Annotated in this window: 15 protein-coding genes; 3 read left to right on the forward strand and 12 right to left on the reverse strand. The window is 64.1% G+C overall.

The window, feature by feature from the left end; genetic code table 11:
• Positions 1–36 precede the first annotated feature (36 nt).
• The 11 genes from LB564_RS08465 to LB564_RS08515 form a co-directional block, all read right to left on the reverse strand.
• Positions 37–1,374 (reverse strand): ABC transporter substrate-binding protein, encoded by a 1,338-nt coding sequence (locus LB564_RS08465; RefSeq protein ID WP_224536566.1) that lies wholly within the window; start codon positions 1,372–1,374, stop codon positions 37–39.
• 72 nt (positions 1,375–1,446) lie between these two features.
• Positions 1,447–2,487 (reverse strand): branched-chain amino acid ABC transporter permease, encoded by a 1,041-nt coding sequence (locus LB564_RS08470; RefSeq protein ID WP_224536568.1) that lies wholly within the window; start codon positions 2,485–2,487, stop codon positions 1,447–1,449.
• 3 nt (positions 2,488–2,490) lie between these two features.
• Positions 2,491–3,390 carry a branched-chain amino acid ABC transporter permease gene (locus tag LB564_RS08475; RefSeq protein WP_224536570.1) on the reverse strand — a complete coding sequence of 300 codons (900 nt, stop codon included), beginning with the start codon at positions 3,388–3,390 and terminating at the stop codon, positions 2,491–2,493.
• A complete protein-coding gene (locus tag LB564_RS08480) occupies positions 3,387–4,340 on the reverse strand; it encodes an ABC transporter ATP-binding protein (protein ID WP_224536572.1) in 954 nt (317 codons plus the stop codon). The genes LB564_RS08475 and LB564_RS08480 overlap by 4 nt, the downstream gene beginning before the upstream one ends.
• Before the next feature lie 117 nt (positions 4,341–4,457).
• Positions 4,458–5,561, reverse strand: coding sequence for a dimethylsulfone monooxygenase SfnG (gene sfnG / locus LB564_RS08485; RefSeq protein WP_224536574.1), 1,104 nt, complete (start codon positions 5,559–5,561; stop codon positions 4,458–4,460).
• 159 nt (positions 5,562–5,720) lie between these two features.
• On the reverse strand, positions 5,721–7,169 hold the full coding sequence (locus tag LB564_RS08490) for an FAD/NAD(P)-binding protein (protein ID WP_224536576.1): 1,449 nt from the start codon (positions 7,167–7,169) through the stop codon (positions 5,721–5,723).
• Positions 7,166–8,353: an FMNH2-dependent alkanesulfonate monooxygenase gene (ssuD, locus tag LB564_RS08495; protein WP_224536579.1), complete on the reverse strand. Its 1,188-nt coding sequence runs from the start codon at positions 8,351–8,353 to the stop codon at positions 7,166–7,168. The genes LB564_RS08490 and ssuD overlap by 4 nt, the downstream gene beginning before the upstream one ends.
• Before the next feature lie 229 nt (positions 8,354–8,582).
• Positions 8,583–9,518 carry a sugar ABC transporter substrate-binding protein gene (locus LB564_RS08500; RefSeq protein ID WP_224536581.1) on the reverse strand — a complete coding sequence of 312 codons (936 nt, stop codon included), beginning with the start codon at positions 9,516–9,518 and terminating at the stop codon, positions 8,583–8,585.
• 32 nt (positions 9,519–9,550) lie between these two features.
• Entirely contained in the window at positions 9,551–10,546 is a 996-nt protein-coding gene (locus LB564_RS08505) for an ABC transporter permease (RefSeq protein ID WP_224536583.1), read from the reverse strand.
• The gene (locus tag LB564_RS08510; RefSeq protein ID WP_224536585.1) at positions 10,546–11,541 is read right to left on the reverse strand and encodes an ABC transporter permease; all 996 of its coding nucleotides are present in this window, start codon (positions 11,539–11,541) and stop codon (positions 10,546–10,548) included. The genes LB564_RS08505 and LB564_RS08510 overlap by 1 nt, the downstream gene beginning before the upstream one ends.
• Entirely contained in the window at positions 11,538–13,040 is a 1,503-nt protein-coding gene (locus LB564_RS08515) for a sugar ABC transporter ATP-binding protein (RefSeq protein ID WP_224536588.1), read from the reverse strand. Before LB564_RS08515 ends, LB564_RS08510 begins: the two co-directional genes overlap by 4 nt.
• 332 nt (positions 13,041–13,372) lie before the next feature.
• On the opposite strand from LB564_RS08515, the gene LB564_RS08520 reads away from it, so the two are divergent.
• The 3 genes from LB564_RS08520 to LB564_RS08530 all read left to right on the forward strand — a co-directional run bounded on the left by LB564_RS08520 (position 13,373) and on the right by LB564_RS08530 (position 16,476).
• Positions 13,373–14,047, forward strand: coding sequence for a GntR family transcriptional regulator (locus LB564_RS08520; RefSeq protein WP_140709382.1), 675 nt, complete (start codon positions 13,373–13,375; stop codon positions 14,045–14,047).
• Positions 14,048–14,157: 110 nt separating this feature from the next.
• Complete coding sequence (locus LB564_RS08525; RefSeq protein ID WP_224536590.1) at positions 14,158–15,669, forward strand: UxaA family hydrolase; 1,512 nt, start codon at positions 14,158–14,160, stop codon at positions 15,667–15,669.
• A 60-nt stretch (positions 15,670–15,729) separates the two neighbouring features.
• On the forward strand, positions 15,730–16,476 hold the full coding sequence (locus LB564_RS08530; RefSeq protein WP_224536592.1) for an SDR family NAD(P)-dependent oxidoreductase: 747 nt from the start codon (positions 15,730–15,732) through the stop codon (positions 16,474–16,476).
• A 6-nt stretch (positions 16,477–16,482) separates the two neighbouring features.
• Here the strand turns inward: LB564_RS08530 and LB564_RS08535 are convergent, their stop codons facing one another.
• Positions 16,483–17,388 carry a dihydrodipicolinate synthase family protein gene (locus LB564_RS08535; protein ID WP_224536594.1) on the reverse strand — a complete coding sequence of 302 codons (906 nt, stop codon included), beginning with the start codon at positions 17,386–17,388 and terminating at the stop codon, positions 16,483–16,485.
• Positions 17,389–17,392 lie beyond the last annotated feature (4 nt).

Genomic DNA, 17,392 nt, shown 5'->3' on the forward strand with positions numbered 1-17,392 from the left:
GCGCCGAGGACGGTGTCCACGGCGCCCGCCCGGAAATCAGTTGGTGGTCACTGCGTTGGCGTCATCGGCGGTGCGCAGCTTGACGCCCTTCTCCCTGGCATAGGCCTCCGCCGACTTCTCGATGATCGGCCGCAGCAGCGCCCAGTCCGGCGCGATCCAGTCGGAGACGACATTCCACTTCTTGCCGTCCCACTGCTGGAAGGTCACGTAGCCCTCGCCTTCGTGATTGTCCCAGCTGACATTGATCGAGTGGAACAGGTCCTTGGCGCCGAGCGCCTCGACCTTGGCCGGATCGAGCTTGAGGTGTTCGAAGCCCCAGCGCACTTCGTCGCCGGTCAGCGTGCGATGGCCGAATTTCTCCTGCGCGACGCGGATCGCCTCGACGTTCAGGATGCCGTTGACGATGCCGAGATTGTGGTAGACCGAGCCGATGCGCGACTTGTCTTCCAAATTGCCCTTGCCGGCGCCGTAGACCGTCTTCACGATCTCCTGCACCACCGGGTAGCTGTTGCCGGAAGCCTGCGTGGTGATGGCGGTGTAGCCCTTGGCGGCGTCACCGGCCGGGATGACGTCTTCTTCCGAGTTCGACCAGACATTGCCGACGATGTGGTCGACGGGATAGCCGACCTTGACGGCCGTCTTCAGCGCCACCGGGTTCATCACGCCCCAGCCGCGCAGGACGACGAAATCAGGCTTGGCGCGGCGGATGGTCAGCCACTGCGACTGCTGTTCGTTGCCGGGATGCGGCACCTCGATCTGCTGCACGGTGAAGCCGTATTTCTGCGCCAGCAATTCATAGATCGGGATGGTTTCCTTGCCGTAGGGCGAACCGTGATAGAGCACGACGATCTTCTTGCCCTTGAGCTTGTCGATGCCGCCTTCCTTGGAGGCGATGTAGTTCACGATGCCGGAAGTCTCGCTGTAGGGGTTGAGCAGCAGCGGGAAGACATAGGGGAAGACGCGTCCGTCGGTGGAATCGGTGCGGCCATGGTTGACCGTGATCAGGGGCACCTTGTCGGCGGTGATGCGGTCGATCATGGCGTAGGCGATGCCGACCGAGAGCGGGTTCCAGGCGGCGGCACCAGCATGGCTCTTCTGGCGCTCATAGCATTCGACGCCGCGCTCGACCTCGTACTGGGTCTCGCACTCGTCCCAGGTCAGCTTGACGCCGTTGACGCCGCCGTCGCGGATGTTGATGAGGTTGAGATAGTCGATGAAGCCGCCGAAGAAGCCGGTGCCGCCGGCCGCATAGGGTCCGACGCGATAGCTCTGCAGCGGAAAATACTGTTCGTCGGCGTGGGCTGATGGCAAGGCCACCGACACGATCATCGCCGCGGACAAAGCCGCCGCCTTGATGGTGCTGAGGAACGTCATGGCTAGGGTACTCCCGGTATGGGCCGTCTTGGGTTCGGCCTCTGGTTCATTTTCAGACGTGAATGCGGCGGCTCAGGTCAATTGCCAGGCGAACAGGAGCCGTCTTCGGATCCTGTCCCACAGGGCCACCAGCCCATCGGGTTCGAGGATCAGAAACAGGATGATGAGGGCGCCCAGCACGATGCGCTGGCTCATGTCGAGCACGCCCGAGTCAAAGACATCGCCAAGCAGGAAGCCACCAAGGCGCGATAAGCCAAGCGGGAACACGACGATCAGGGCGGCGCCAAAGAAGGCACCACGGATAGAGGCGAGGCCGCCGATGATGATGATGAACAGGATCTGGAACGAGCGGTCGAGGTCGAAGCCATCAGGCTCGACTGTCCTGAGATAGGCGAAGGCCCAGATGACGCCGGCGACGCCGATGATGAAGGAGGAGATGGCGAAGGCAAGCAGCTTGGTCTTCAGCACCGGGATGCCAATGATGCGGGCGGCGGTTTCATTGTCGCGGATGGCGATGAAGTTGCGGCCGGTCTGCGAGGACACCAGCCGGTAGGCGAGGAAGGTGAGGATGCTGACGATGGTCAGCGCGAAGAGATAGCGGCCGACGGCGCCGTCCAGCGCAAGGCCACCGATCGACAATCTTGGTGCGTCTATGACGCCAGACGCCGAGTTGTTGGAGAACCAGCTGAACTTGGTGAGCGCCCACTGCACGAAGAACTGCGCGGCTAGCGTCGAAACCGCGAGATAGAAACCCTTCAGCCGCAGGCTCGGCAGGCCGAAGACGATGCCGATCGCGGCGGCGACGATCCCGGCCAGAAAGATGCTGCCGATCAGCGGCAGGCCTTCGACCCGCAGGTTGAAATTATAGGCGGCGAAGGCACCGGCGGCCATAAAAGCGGCGCTGCCCAGCGAGACCTGGCCGGCATAGCCGGTGAGGATGTTGAGGCCGACACCGGCGAGCCCGAGCGCCAGGAAGGGCAGCAGGATGGCCTCGAACAGGTAACTCGATCCGATGAGCGGCACGACGCCATAGGCGACGGCGAGCAGCAGCACGGGCGCGATCCATTTCGGCAGCACCGATGCGGTGGAGAAGCCGGCTGTAATGGCGGCCATGGCTCAGACCCTTTCCACAAGCTTCTGGCCGAACAAGCCGGAGGGACGGATCAAGAGGAAGACCAGCGCGACGACATAGGCGAACCAGCTCTCGATGCCGCCGCCGAAATAGTCGCCGATATAGACCTCGGCGAGCTTCTCGCTGGCGCCGATCAGAAGCCCGCCGACAATGGCGCCAAGGATGGAGTCGAAGCCGCCCAGCACCAGCACCGGCAGCGCCTTGAGCACCACCAGGGACAGCGAGAACTGCACACCGAGGCGGGCGCCCCAGAGCAGCCCCGCGACCAGCGCGACAAGACCGGCCGCCGCCCAGACAGTCGCCCAGATCAATGGCAGCCTGAGGCCGACCGCAAGTGCTGCGAACTGGTCGTCGGCGACGGCGCGGAAGGCGAGGCCGATGCGGGTGTAGCGGAAGAAGAGCGACAGAAGGAGAACCATGCCGGCGGCAACCACGGCGGCAAAGATGTCGAACTGGCTGATCAGCACGCCTCCGACTTCCAGCGGCACGTCCTCGATGCCGAGGTCGAGGCCGTGGACCTGCGTGCCCCAGATCAATTGGGCGGCGCCCTCGATGATGTAGGAGAGGCCGAGCGTCGCCATGAACAGGGTAATCGGCGGCTTGTTGGTGAGCGGCCTGAGCACCGCGCGCTCGATGACGATGCCGATGACCACCATGATGGCGAAGGTGGCCGCCAGCGCCAGCGCGAACGGCACGCCGCGTTCGACAAGGCTGACGAAGGTGAGCGCGGCGAACAGCAGCATCGCGCCTTGCGCGAAATTCAGCACGCCCGAGGTTTTGTAGATCAGCACGAAGCCTATCGCGACAAGCGAATACATGACCCCGGACAGTAGCCCGCCGACGAGCACCTCGATGAAGAACTGGTAGTCGAAGTCGGCGATCATATGCCCGCCCTTCCTTCATCACGGGAGAGGGCCTCATTGGCGGAGGCGACGCCGAGATAGGCGTCGATGACACGCTGGTCGTTGCGGACCTCGTCGGGCGTGCCGTCGGCGATCTTGCGGCCGTAGTCGAGGACGGCGATGCGGTCGGACAGGCCCATGACGACGCCGACATCATGTTCGATCAGCACGACGGTGGTGGAAAAACGGTCGCGCGCGGCGCGCACGAAATCAGCCATTTCGCTTTTCTCACCTGATGTCATGCCGGCCATCGGTTCGTCGAGCAGTAGCAGGCGCGGCTCGGCGACCAGCGCGCGGGCGAGTTCGACCCGCTTCTGCAGTCCATAGGGCAGCGTGCCGGCAAGACGATCGCGAACGGCGGTGAGGTCGAGGAATTCGAGGATCTGGTCGGTGCGGCTCAAGAAGTCGTATCGTTCGCCGCGCGATCGGCCAATGCCGAGCACCTGGCCGGCGAAGTTGGAACGGACCTTGTAGGCGAGGCCGGAGGCGACGTTGTCGAGGACGCTGAGGCCCTTGAACAAGGCAAGGTTCTGGAAGGTCCTGGCGACGCTGAGATGCGCCAGCCGCTGCGTCGGCACCTGGGCATAGCCGACGCCGGCGAGCCGGACCTGGCCGCGGTCAGGGCGGTAGACGCCGCTGATGACGTTGATCAGGGAGCTCTTGCCGGCACCGTTTGGCCCGATGATGGCACGAATCTCGCCTGACCGGACCGACAGGTCGATGTCGGCCAGCGCGACGACACCGCCGAATGCCAGGCCGATGCCGTGAAGCGACAGCAGCGGAGCAGTTGCAATGGCGGTAGATCCGGCCGCCCCAGCGTCGCCTTCGGACAAGTGTGCAGGCTGGAGCACGGAGGGCAGGCCGCGCGCAAAGACTTCCGGCGCGTAGACCGAGGCTTCCATCGCTCCTATGGCATAGCTGGGCAACGGCATTCCAATCGTCCTCGATTTCGCCCGCAGGCGCACGAATTCTCGATGCCGCCCGAAAAGATCGAGCGCGCTTGAAAACCTGTGCTGGCGGGGCAACCCGACCAGCCTTGGGGCAGATGGTTATTCGGCGGCCAGCGACGCCGCCTGCTCGGCGTTTTCCAGCTCGCGAACGAGCGGGATGACATGCTTGCCGAAATACTCGACCTCTTCCTGGAAGTGCAGGAAGCCGAGCAGGATGAGATCGGCGCCGGCGCGCTTCAGGTCGACGATGCGTTCGGCCACCTGTTTCGGCGTGCCGATGAGGTTCGACCGAAAGCCGTCATTGTACTGGACGAGGTCGTCGAAGGAGGATTTCGCCCAATTGCCCTCGCCTTCCGGCGAGGACTTGCCGGCATTCTTGACCTCGTGGCCGAAAGCGTTGACCGCTTCCGGATTGGCCTTGGTGATGATTTCGGCAAGCACCGCCTTGGCCTCTTCCTCGGTCTCGCGCACGATGGCGAAGGCGTTGACGCCGACCTTGACGGAATGGTTGTTGGCCTTGGCCTTGCCCCTGATGTCGTCTACCTGCTTGGCGATCTCGACCGGCGTGTTGCCATTGGTGAAGTACCAGTCGGAGACCCGCGATGCCATGTCGCGCGCGGCGCGCGAGGAGCCGCCCTGGAAGATTTCGGGCAGCGGCTGCGGCGGCTTCGGCTTCAGCGAGTATTCGTTGAAGCGATAGAAATCACCACGGAAGGTGAAGCTGTCTTCAGTCCATATTCCGCGCAGCGCGCGGATGAATTCCTCCGAACGGCGATAGCGCTCGTCATGATCGAGCCAGTGCTCGCCGATAGCATGGAACTCGCCCCGGAACCAGCCGGAGACGAGATTGACCGCGACGCGGCCATTGGTGAGGTAGCTGATGGTGGCGAGCTGCTTGGCCGCCAGCGCCGGATTCCACGGACCGGGCAGGATCGCCGCGATTACCTTCAGCGTCGTGGTCGCCGCCAGCAGGTCGTGGCTGAACGCCACCGATTCATGCTGCTCGTCGGCACCGTAGCCGGCGGTGAAACGTATCTGGCTCAGCGCGTAGTCGAAGCCAGCCTTTTCGGCGATCTGGGCAAGCTTGCGGTTGTACTCGGCCGAATGGTTGGTGCGCTGCTCGATGTTGGAAATCACCAGGCCTCCCGAAACATTGGGCACCCAATAGGCGAATTTGACCGCGTCGGTTCCTGCATGTGCCATGAACTGTCTCCCATTCAGGCCGTTGATTGGCCCGGCCTCGGCCGGATGTGGTCCATATATTATGTTTATGGAATTTATATACAAAGATGGCTTTTCCGTTTTTAGCGCGCTTGCAGGACGGAAATTCCAATTTTTTACAGCCGCACCGGCTTTCGGTTGTCAGTGCGATGCGGCGTTGACGTTGGTTGGCTTGTCCAAGGGAACCGCATCGAGCAGCTTGGCGACTTCCGCGGCGACCAACTCGGCGTGACGGGCGACTTCGGGCAGGCCCATCAATTCGCCGAATGTGCCGCGCGCCAGAGGGCCGGCAACGAAGAGCCCGGCAGCAGCCCTGCCGTCTCGGTCGACGGCGCGGCTTTCCAAACTGGTCTCGATACCCAGCCCGTAGGCATCGACCTTGATCAGCCCGGCTTCGGCCAGCGACTGCAAAGCCGGATTGGACTGGAGGGCCTGCGCATGGGCTGGACCCGTTGTGTTGATGACGGCGTCGAAGCGAGCCGTTTCGATCCGCGTCTGTCCGCGCCGTTGGAAGCTGACCGCGAGGCTCTCGCCCTCGTCGTTCGACGCGACAAGCTTGGCGGCGATGGTGTCGAACGTGCCGTCCGTCTGGCGGCGGTCGAGCACGGCGGCTACCTGCGGTGCGATCCTGAAGCGATGCACGTCCCAGAATACGCGTAACTGGCGGACCAGCCTTGCCCGCTCCGGCGGAGAAAGGGCCGCCCACAGCACCGGTCCCTGCAGGCGCAGCTGGTCGAAGACCGACTGCCAGTTGACACCGGCATCCCGCGCCACCGCGAGCGTCGCACGAATGGTCTTCAGCAGCGCAAGCGCCGTCGTGGCCGGCACTGACGCAAAGTCACCGAAGGGCTCGCCCCTGATATCCGGATGGCCGCGCGAGCGCAGCCCGCGGCGGGACAGGACCAGGATACGGCCGCGATGGCCACGTCGGTCAAGCTCCGCCACCATGTCGGCCGATGTCAGCCCGGAGCCGACGATCAAGACAGACGCCTCCGGCTCGATCCCGGCAAGTGCCGACGGAGCGTAGGGATCGGCGATGAAGCCGGGTGCTTCAACCAGGGAGGCAAGTGGAGATGGAATCGCCGGCAGAGGATGCGTCGCGGCGAGCACGACGATGTCGGCCGCGACAGGTCCGGCCGGGGTCTGGACGGTCCAGCCCGCGCCATCGGTTTCTCGTATTACCCGCGTAGCCTGAGCTTCGACATGGCGGACAGCGCCGGAGCCGAGCCAAGGTGCAAGGTGGGCGGCGACATAGCGGCCGAACACGCGCCGGCGTGGAAACACATCGCCGTTTTTCCACAGGGCATCCGGGTCCCGTTCCATTTCACCACTGCCGGCCAACCAGCGCGCAAAATGCTGCGGGTCTTCGGGAGCCATGCTCATTCTGATGGCCGGGACGTTGACCCGGTGCGACGGCTCTTCGCTGGAATAGGCAAGACCACCGCCGAGCGCGGGGCGCGGCTCGATGACCGAGATCGACAGCACCTCCGGCCGATTTGCCCGCGCAAGGTGCCAGGCCAAGGCGGCACCGGAAAAGCCGCCGCCGATGATGGCGACGCGCAATCGGCGGGCCGGGGGCAGCGCGTTCACGAGGCGCTGGCGAGCGACTTTGGCCCCAGTGATTTGGGCCGGTGGTCGCCGGCGATGGTCTCGCCGAACGGTCCGGTGTTGACCGACGAGCTGGCCGACTTGACCGGATGATCGGTCGGCAGTCTCGGCAGCACGAGTTCGCCGAAGCGATAGGCTTCCTCCAGATGCGGGTAGCCGGACAGGATGAAGGTGTCGATGCCGAGCCGCCGGTATTCGTCGATGCGCTCGGCGACCGTGTCCGGGTCGCCGACCAGTGCGGTACCAGCGCCGCCGCGCACCAGGCCAACGCCGGCCCAAAGGTTGGGCGCGATCTCGAGCTTGTCGCGGCTTCCGCCATGCAGAGCGCTCATGCGCGCCTGGCCGACCGAATCCATACGGGCAAAGACTTTTTGGGCCGAAGCGATGGTCGCGTCGTCGAGCCGGCTGATCAGGCTGTCGGCGGCGGCCCAGGCCTGTTCGGTCGTCTCGCGGGCGATGACATGCAGGCGGATGCCGAAGGAAAGCTTGCGGCCGGCCTTCTCGGCCAGTTCGCGCACGGCGTCGAGCTTGCGTTCGACGTCGGCGGGCGGTTCGCCCCAGGTCAGGTATTTATCGATTTCCTGCGCCGCCACTTGCGATCCGGCGTCCGACGAGCCACCGAAATAGAGCGGCGGATAGGGCGTCTGCACGAGCGGGAACAGCAGCCTTCCGTCCTCGATCCTGAAATGCTTGCCCTGATGCTCGACGGTCTCGCCGCTCAGCACGCGCTTGTAGATCTGGAGGAATTCCTGCGTCACCTCGTAGCGCTCGGCATGTGAGAGGAAAATGCCGTCGCCCTTGTTCTCCAGCGGATCGCCGCCGGTGACGACGTTGATCAGCAGGCGGCCGTTGGAAATGCGGTCGAGCGTGGCGGTCATGCGCGCGGCAAGCGTTGGGGACTGCAGGCCGGGCCGCACGGCGACGAGGAACCGCAGCCGCTCGGTCAGCGGCACCAGCGCCGAGGCAATCACCCAGGAATCCTCGCAGGCCCGCCCGGTCGGCAACAGCACGCCGTAATAGCCCAGCGTGTCGGCGGCTTTCGCCACCTGCGTCAGGTAGGGCAGGTCAACGGCCCTGCCGCCCTCCGTCGTCCCGAGATAGCGGCTGTCGCCATGCGTCGGCAAAAACCAGAGAACCTTGATCCGGTCAGGGATATCGCTGCTCATGACCCGGCTCCCGCTGTCAGGCGGCGGTGACCGGCTATGTCCGGTGCGATTTCAGGCAGGCGTAGAAGGTTGGGCATGGCGGAGTCCGGTCCGGAAACAGATCTCCGATGCAGATTGCTTATTCTATAAATTCTGTAGAGTTAGGTTATTCCAAACATGCCACCCAAACTGGAAAATTCTTCCTCGACGGCAGGGTCGGCCCGTCATGCCGGGCCGACCTTTTGGCACGTCAGAACGCCGGCTCGACCGCGTTGACGTTGTCCTTGGTGACGACGGTCAGCGGGATCGGCAGCCGGCCCTTGACCTCCTTGCCGTCGATGATCTCGGCCATGGTGTTTATCGCCAGGCGGCCGTCCTCGACCGGCGACTGGACGATGGTCGAATACATCTCGTTGGTGCGGATCGATTCGAACGCGTCCTTCTGGCCGTTGATGCCGACGATCGGCGGCGCCGCCTTGGACGGGTTGGCCTCCTTCCAGGCATCGATGAAGCCCCGCGCCATCGTGTCGTCATTGGCGTAGACGCCTGATATCTGGTCGCCGAACCGGGTGATCAGGTCGCGGCTCACGACCAGCGCCTTCTGCTGGTCGAAGTCGGCGTTGACCGTATCGAGCACCTTGATGTCGGCGTTGGTTTCCTTGAGGCGGTCGGTGAAGCCGGTAACGCGGCCGATTGTCGTGCCGTTGCCGGCCTGGCCCGCGATTATGACGACGGAGCCCTTGCCGCCAAGCGCCTTGCTCAGCGAATCCGCCGCCAGCTTGCCCTCCTCATAGACGTCAGGTCCGGTGAAGGACTTGATGAACGGCTTGGCGTCGTCGCTCATCGGCGAATTGATGAGGATCGCCGGGATGTTAGCCTGCTGCGCGCGGGCCAGACCGGGGATGTAGGCCTGCGGGTCGAGCGGCCAAAGGATGATGCCGTCGACCTTGCGCGCCACGCAGGTGTTGAGCTGCTCGGTGCCCTTCTGGACATCGAAATCCTGGCTGAGGCTGAGGATATCGACGCCGAGTTCCTTGGCACGGGCCTCGAGCGCCTTGTTGGCCGGCGTCGCATAGGCATGAGAATCCGCCGCCGTCACGTAGCAGACCGTCTTGGCACTGGCCCAGCCTGTCGACGCCAGCAACGCCACGGCGGCGATCTGCAGCATGCTTCTCTTGCCAATCATGTGTTTCCTCCCAATCATGCTTTTCCTCCCAATCATGTGTTTCCTCCTTGAGTGATTGGATTGTCGCGAACGAGCGCGGGGCGCGTGCCCGGAGCCCTCCCCTTGGTATTAACGGCCCGATCGAGCACGACGAGCAGGATCAGGATGAGCCCCGATCCGACCTGCTGGACGTATGCGGGAACGGACTGGAACTCCATCGCGATGGTCAGCGAGCCGATGGTCAGCACGCCGCCTAGCGTGCCGAGCGCGGATCCCCTGCCGCCTTCGAGGCGGGTTCCGCCGACGACGACCGCGGCAATGACGGCGACCGTCAGTTCCGAGCCGAAGACGGGCGAACCGGTGTTGGTGACGAGGCTCTGAAGAACCCCGGCCAGGCCGGCAAGCGTGCCGGCAAAGACAAAGCCGAGAAAGACGATGCGGTCCGAGGCGATGCCGCTCTCCTTGGCGGCCGCCGGATTGGAGCCGACGGCAAAGACGTTGCGGCCGGGGATGGTGCGTGTCAGCCAGACATGCAGCAGCACGATCAGGATGATGAACAGCGCGCTGCGGATGGTGAAGACATCGAGATAGATCTTGGCCAGCGCCAGCGACAGCATGATGTCGGCGCCCGAAACCGGCTGGCTGTTGGTGATCCAGTGCGCAAGCGAACGGAAGATCAGCATCGTCGCCAGCGTCAGAACGAGGGAATTCACCTTCAGTCCGACGACCAGCGCGCCGTTGATGGCGCCTGCCAGCATGCCGACCAGGATGCCGACGATCGCGGCAGGCAGGATGCCGATCTCGCGCTGCAGGATGACGGATACGATGCCGGCCAGGGCAAACACGGCGCCGCCGGAAAGATCGATCTGGCCCGCGATCAAAAGCACGGTCAGGCCGATGGCGATCAGGCCGATCGTCGCCGCGCGGTCGAGGCCGAGGCCGAGGGTCGATGCGGAGAAATAGCCTGGAACCACAAGTGCGGAAATGATGAGGGTCAGGCCGAGGATGATCACGACCCTGTGCCGCGAGGCAAGCGCCAGAAACCGCATCACGCCACTCCCCGTTTGCGCAACGCCGCATCCATGCCGACGGCCCCGACAATCAGGATGCCGAGGACAAAACCCTGGATCGGCGTGCGCACGCCGCCGAGCACCATGACGTTGGTCAGAAGCTGCACGAAGATCAGGCCGGCGATCGCCCGCGGCACGGAGCCGAAGCCGCCGATGATCGACACGCCGCCGACCACCACCGCGGTGATGGCGCTGAATTCATAGCCGGCGCCGATGAGCGGCCGTGCGCTCTGCAAAGTTAGGCCGAGCAGGCCGCCTGAAATGCCGGAGGCGAGCGCCGTGATGACGAAGGCGCCGGCCTTGACGGCCTGCACCGGCACCGCGCTTGCCTCGGCGGCGCTGTAATTGCCACCGGTGGCGAGCGTCCATCTGCCCCAGAAGGAGCGCGACAGGACGAAATGGCCGATGAGGGCAATGAGCAGGAAGATCAGCACCACGACCGGGATGCCGAACAGGCGGCCCTTGGCGAATTCGGCTGAGGCCGGATTGCTGCCATAGACGATGACGCCCCCGACGGCGGCCTGCACGATGCCCAGCCCGATGGTGCCGATGCCGAGCGTGGCGATAATGGGGTTGATGCCGACATAGCCGACCAGCACGCCGTTGAGCAGGCCGATCAGGCCGGCGAGGCCCACCGCCAGGACGAAGGCCGGCAGCGGCCCGATCATCGGCTGCAGCCCGAGTGACAGGATGGCGCCGCAAGCGATCGTGGCCGGCACCGACAGGTCGGCCAGGCCGCCGACCACCAGCACGAAGGTCATGCCGACGACGACGATGCCGACGATGGACATCGAGGTCAGGACATTGAGCAAATTGCCTGAGGTGAAGAAAGCCGGGCTGACGAAGGAGCCGTAGAGCATCACGGCCAGGATGGCGAAGGCGAGTCCCGCCTTCGACAGGGCGTCGACAAGCCTGCTGCCGCGCGTAAAACGGTCGGGGGTGACGCCGCTGATCTCCATGGCCGCGTCGGTCACGCCATTTCCTCGCCGGTCGCCAGAGCCATGATGCGCTCTTCGCTGAGTTCGGCGCGCTCCAGCGGCTCGCAGGCATGTCCGTCGCGCATGACCACGACACGGTCGCAGACACCCAGGATTTCCGGCAGTTCCGAGGAGATCATCACCACCGCCATGCCGCCAGCGACGAGCTGGCCGATGATGTTGTGGATTTCGGCCTTGGCGCCGACATCGACGCCGCGCGTCGGCTCGTCGAGGATCAACGCCGACGGCCTGGCGGCAAGCCATTTGGCGATGACCGCCTTCTGCTGGTTGCCGCCGGAAAGGAGGTTGATGCGCCGCTCGCCGTCGGGCGGCGAAATGGAAAACTGTTTCACATAGTCCGCCGCCAGTTCCCGGTCGGCGCCGCGCCTGATGCGCCCGAAACGGCTGAGGCGACGCAGGATGGGCAGGCTGATGTTTTCCCGGATCGACATGCCGGGTACGATGCCGTCGCCCTTGCGGTCCTCGGGAACGTAGGCAATCCCGGCCCTGACCGCCTGCGATGGGGAATTGATCGAGACCTTGCGGCCTTTGACGATGACCGCGCCCTCGACGAGGCGCGACAGGCCGAAGATGGCGCGCGCCACTTCGGTGCGGCCGGCGCCGACGAGGCCGGTCAGGCCCAGTATCTCGCCAGCCCGCACATCGAAGCTGACATCGCGGAAGCGGGTGCCGTCACCGATGCGTTCGACGCGCAACAGCGACTCGCCGATCTCGGCCGGACTTTTGGGGAAGACGTTGCTGACCTCGCGGCCGACCATCAACCTGATCATCTGGGCGGCGGTAATGCCTTCGATCGGACGAGTCTCGATCATGGAGCCGTCGCGCAGCACGGTCACCTCGTCGGCGATCTCGAGCACTTCCTTCAGCCGATGGCTGATGTAGATGATGGCGATGCCGTCATCGCGCATCTTGCGCAGGATGCGAAACAACGCCGCCGTTTCATGTTCGCTGAGGCTCGATGTCGGCTCATCCAGGACGATGATCCGGGGCTGGGCCGCGTAGGCCTTGGCGATCTCGACGAGTTGTTGCTGGCTGATCGACAGATTGCCGAGCCGCTCGCGCGGATTGATGGCAGCGCCCAGTTCGGCAAGGACGGCGGCGGCCTTCCTGACCATCTCGCCCTTGCGCAGCCAGCTCCATTTGCCGGGCATGCGGCCGAGATAGACGTTCTCCGCCACAGTCAGGTCCGGAACCAGGTTGATTTCCTGGTGCACCATGCGGATGCCAAGCGCCTGTGCATCGGCGGGACGCCGCATGCGCACCTCGGCACCGCCGACCTTGATGGTGCCGCTGGTCGGCGCATAGGAACCGTTGAGCACCTTCATCAGCGTCGATTTGCCGGCGCCGTTCTCGCCCACGACCGCGTGCACGGTGCCGAACCTGACGGCGAAGTTGACATTGGACAGGGCCTTCACGCCCGGAAAGATCTTGCTGATGCCTCTCATGTCCAAGGCGCAATCGGCGGCGGCAGTCATGTCTGGCTAGGTTCCTCCCTGGCAGGACGGCCCGTTGTCTCGGCATTAGGCAGCATTGTTATTTTAGTATTCTTCCTCATTGGAACGCGAACCAACGGTGGCCCGGAACGCTCGCCTCGTGGCATGCGGCTTGGTTCAGGACCTCATTTTGCCGGTCAAATTCCGATTGGCAGATAGACTATTGCACTAATATAACAGTTCTGACAAGCTGGATTTCATGAACTTATGCGACCATTCCGTTCTCGACGGACGTCACCCTCGCATCGAGTGCATTCCGATTTACATTCTAATATAATCTGATCATTTCCAGTGAACGAAGCTACGGATTTGCCATGGACCTGGACCCTTCGACCCTCAATCGGGCTCTGCCGCTGCGCGATCAGATCTATCAGAAGATCCGCAACCTGATCGTCGTGGGACAGATGAAGCCGGGGGAAGTGATCAACGAGGTGGCGATCGCCGAAGCGCTCGGCGTTTCGCGTACTCCGGTGCGCGAAGCGGTCAAGCGCATCAGCGACGAAGGCCTGGTCAAAATCCTGGCGCAGACCGGCACCTATGTCGCGCCGATCAGCCGCGCCGACCTCGAGGAGGCCTATGTCATCCGCCGGGCGCTGGAGATGGAGAGCGCGCGGCGCGCGGCCGTCAAGCTCACACCGGCATCGGCAGAACTGCTGGAGGACAATATGGCGGCGCATCGGCTTGCCATATCGCGCGGCCGATATGCCACCGCGATCCAGCTCGACGATGTCTTCCATCGAACCATCGCCGAAATCTGCGGCCTGCCGATGATCTGGCGGGCCGTCGACATCTCGAAGGCGCAGATGGACCGCGGCCGCTACCTCGCCATTCCGAAGCCCGGCTATGGCGAACAGACGATCGAGCAGCACGAAGCCATTCTCGACGCTCTGAAGCGACACGATGCCGAGGGCGCCGCACAGGCGATGGAGCACCATCTCGAAACCTCCTTCCGCAACACGCTCGAAGTCGCCGCCGACCTTCTCGGCTGAAGCGACCGGAAGCGCCACGGCTTGACCATCTGCTTTCTATTATATTAGTATTCTTATTGTCTTTCAGCTCTCGATTCCTCCTCCGGGCAGAGCTTTTCAGAGTTGGGGTAATGACGCGCTTCATCAAGCTATCGCACGCCGACAACATCCTGCTTGCGGTCGATCCGTTGGCGGCCGGCGAAAGGGCCGGCGACGTGGCCGCCAGGGCCCGCATCCCGCGCGGCCACAAGATGGCCATGCTCGACATCGGGGCGGATGAACCGATCGTGAAGTATGGCCAGACCATCGGCTTCGCGCGTGGGCCGATCGCGGCCGGAGACTGGGTGCACGAGCACAATGTCTACCTGCGCGATTTCGAGCGCGACTACGGGCATGGCACAGACGCCAGGGAAACGCCGGTCCTTCCCGATGCCGAACGGGCGACCTTCATGGGCTACCGCAGGCCGAACGGCAAAGTCGGCACGCGCAATTTCATCGCCGTCCTGACGTCGGTGAACTGCTCGGCCAGCGTCGCCCGCTTCATCGTGGAAGAGGTCAACCGCTCAGGCATGCTGCGCGACTATCCCAATGTCGACGGCGTCATCTCGCTCGTGCACGGCACCGGATGCGGCATCGACACCAAGGGCCCGGCCTACGATCTCCTGAAGCGCACGCAGTGGGGTTTTGCCACCAATCCCAATGTCGGCGGCGTGCTGATGGTCGGGCTCGGCTGCGAAGCCTTCCAGATCCCGCGCTGGATGCAATCCTACAACATCGAGGAAAGCACCATTTTCCGCACGATGACCATCCAGGAGACCGGCGGCACGCGCAAGACGGTCGATGCCGGGGTGAAGGCCATCGTCGAGATGCTGCCGGTCGTCAATGCAGCAGAAAGGACGCCGCAGCCGGCTTCCGAGTTGGTGCTGGCGCTGCAATGCGGCGGCTCGGACGGTTATTCCGGCATCAGCGCCAATCCCGCGCTCGGGGCGGCGGTGGACCTGCTGGTCTCGCAAGGAGGGACAGCCGTCCTTTCGGAAACACCCGAAATTTACGGCGCGGAACATCTCTTGACGCGTCGCGCCGAAAGCCGGGCCGTCGGCGAAAAGCTGATCGAGCGCATCCGCTGGTGGGAGGACTATACCGCCAGGCACGAGATGGAGATGAACAACAACCCATCTCCCGGCAACAAGCTCGGCGGGCTGACGACCATCCTGGAGAAGTCGCTGGGCGCCTCGGCCAAGGGCGGGACGACCAATCTGCGCGCGGTGCTGGAATATGCCGAGCCAATCAACGAGCGCGGCCTCGTCTTCATGGACACGCCCGGCTACGACCCGGTCTCGGCGACCGGACAGGTGGCCGGTGGCGCCAACATATTGTGCTTCACCACCGGGCGCGGTTCGGCCTTCGGCTGCAAGCCGACGCCCTCGATCAAGCTCGCCTCCAACTCCTTCGTCTTCGAGCAGATGCGTGACGACATGGACATCAATTGCGGCGACATCCTCGACGGCGTGACGCTGGCGGACAAGGGCGAGGAGATCTTCGCCGAGATCCTGCGCGTGGCATCGGGCGGACGCACAAAATCGGAAGCGCTCGGCTATGGCGACAACGAATTCGTGCCCTGGAGCCTCGGCGCGACGATGTAGCAGCACCGCCCGCTTTCAACACGCACCCCTCCCATATCTCAGACGGAAAGAACCCCCGGCATGAACAGGATCGATCTCGACGGCCAACACGCCGTGGTTACCGGAGGCGCGCAAGGCCTCGGCTTCGCCATGGCGAAGCGTTTTGTCGCCTCGGGTGCGACGGTCACCTTGTGGGACCTCGACGAGGCGCGCCTCAATACGGCCAAGCGGGAACTCGGCAAGGCGGCCACGACGCTGGTCGTGGACATAGCCGACTGGGATTCTGTGGACGCCGCGCGTGCCAGGACGGAGGAGATCGCGAACACGATCTCCATCCTCGTCAATTCGGCGGGTATTGCCGGCCCCGCCGCGCCGCTCGATACCTACGATGTCGATGTGTGGAAGAAAATCATCGACGTCAACGTCAACGGCACCTTCTACGTCAACCGCGCCGTGGTGCCGGGGATGAAGGAGCGCAATTACGGGCGCATCGTCAACATCGCCTCGGTCGCCGGCAAGGAGGGCAACCCCAACGCCGCCGCCTATTCGGCTTCGAAGGCCGCCGTCATCGGCATGACCAAATCGCTCGGCAAGGAGCTGGCGCAATACGACATCGCGGTCAACTGCATCTCGCCGGCCACGGCGCAGACGCGCATCCTCGAACAATTGACGGCCGAGCACATCGAATACATGCGCTCGCGTATCCCACGCGGCCGCCTGCTGGAGGTCGACGAGGCGGCCGCCATGGTCGCCTGGCTGGTCTCGAAGGAGAACAGTTTCACAACTGCTTCCACCTTCGATCTCTCCGGCGGGCGAACGACCTACTGACGCTGTTCAGGCGGGCAGCCGGCCAAGGCTGGCGGCGAAGTGCTGCACCATTGCCAACCCGCTCTCGTTTGGCCGCATCGCTGGTGCACGATCGTGGATCTGGATACCGGCGCGCGCGCCGAACAGCCGCTTGCCGTAGCAGATCAGGTTCTCGATGCCTTGCATGACGAAGACAGCCGCCGGCAGCATTCTTTCGTACGCCGCCTCGGCCATTGCTTCGTCTTCGGCGCGGAACGCCTGATAGGCGCGTACGGCGTGGTCGATGCAATCCGGCGCCAGGATCATGCCGCGGCAGCCGATGCGGAAATTGTCGATCAATTCCAGCCCGCCACGCCCGTTGAAGATGGGGATTCGGCCTTCGGTGCGCTCGATCAGGCCGGCAATGTCGGTGACCGGGCCTTCGCCCTTGATCAGCCTTATGTTGGGGTGGAGCGTGACCAGTTCGCGAATCTCATCCGATGTCAGGCCACGGCCGAAAAAGGCCGGCGCATTCTGGATCGCCACCGGCAGGTCCGTCGCCTCGGCGACGCGGCCGAAAAAGCGGATGTATTCGGGCGCTCCATAGGATCCAACTGGCGGCGGCTGCAGGATCACCCAATCGGCGCCGACGCTTTCCGCGTGCCGTATTTGCGCGACCTGTTCGGCAACCGATGACCCGAAGATGGTGAAGGCGAGCGGCACCTTGCCGGCGGTGTCCTGCGCCGTCCAGTCCATGATCGTGCGGCGCTCGGCTTCAGTCAGCTTGGCGACTTCGGTGGCAAGGCCAAGCGCCGCCATGCCATGCACGCCGCTCGCCAGGCAGATATCGACCTGCCTGCGCATCGCCGCGCGGTCGAGTTTTTCCTGGGTGTCGAACAGGGCGTAGAGGATGGCGTGAATGCCGTGGAAATCATCGGGCTGGAATTTTGGCATCCCA

Origin of the sequence: Mesorhizobium sp. ES1-6, from assembly GCF_020164775.1 — a bacterium.
Classification (GTDB): domain Bacteria; phylum Pseudomonadota; class Alphaproteobacteria; order Rhizobiales; family Rhizobiaceae; genus Mesorhizobium.

Coding starts and splice junctions, on each gene's coding strand:
- LB564_RS08480 (WP_224536572.1), bottom strand. CDS start 4,340: ATGCCGTTGCCCAGCTATGCCATAGGAGCGATGGAAGCCTCGGTCTAC.
- LB564_RS08520 (WP_140709382.1), top strand. CDS start 13,373: ATGGACCTGGACCCTTCGACCCTCAATCGGGCTCTGCCGCTGCGCGAT.
- LB564_RS08505 (WP_224536583.1), bottom strand. CDS start 10,546: ATGCGGTTTCTGGCGCTTGCCTCGCGGCACAGGGTCGTGATCATCCTC.
- LB564_RS08475 (WP_224536570.1), bottom strand. CDS start 3,390: ATGATCGCCGACTTCGACTACCAGTTCTTCATCGAGGTGCTCGTCGGC.
- sfnG (WP_224536574.1), bottom strand. CDS start 5,561: ATGGCACATGCAGGAACCGACGCGGTCAAATTCGCCTATTGGGTGCCC.
- LB564_RS08500 (WP_224536581.1), bottom strand. CDS start 9,518: ATGATTGGCAAGAGAAGCATGCTGCAGATCGCCGCCGTGGCGTTGCTG.
- ssuD (WP_224536579.1), bottom strand. CDS start 8,353: ATGAGCAGCGATATCCCTGACCGGATCAAGGTTCTCTGGTTTTTGCCG.
- LB564_RS08470 (WP_224536568.1), bottom strand. CDS start 2,487: ATGGCCGCCATTACAGCCGGCTTCTCCACCGCATCGGTGCTGCCGAAA.
- LB564_RS08530 (WP_224536592.1), top strand. CDS start 15,730: ATGAACAGGATCGATCTCGACGGCCAACACGCCGTGGTTACCGGAGGC.
- LB564_RS08465 (WP_224536566.1), bottom strand. CDS start 1,374: ATGACGTTCCTCAGCACCATCAAGGCGGCGGCTTTGTCCGCGGCGATG.
- LB564_RS08535 (WP_224536594.1), bottom strand. CDS start 17,388: ATGCCAAAATTCCAGCCCGATGATTTCCACGGCATTCACGCCATCCTC.
- LB564_RS08515 (WP_224536588.1), bottom strand. CDS start 13,040: ATGACTGCCGCCGCCGATTGCGCCTTGGACATGAGAGGCATCAGCAAG.
- LB564_RS08525 (WP_224536590.1), top strand. CDS start 14,158: ATGACGCGCTTCATCAAGCTATCGCACGCCGACAACATCCTGCTTGCG.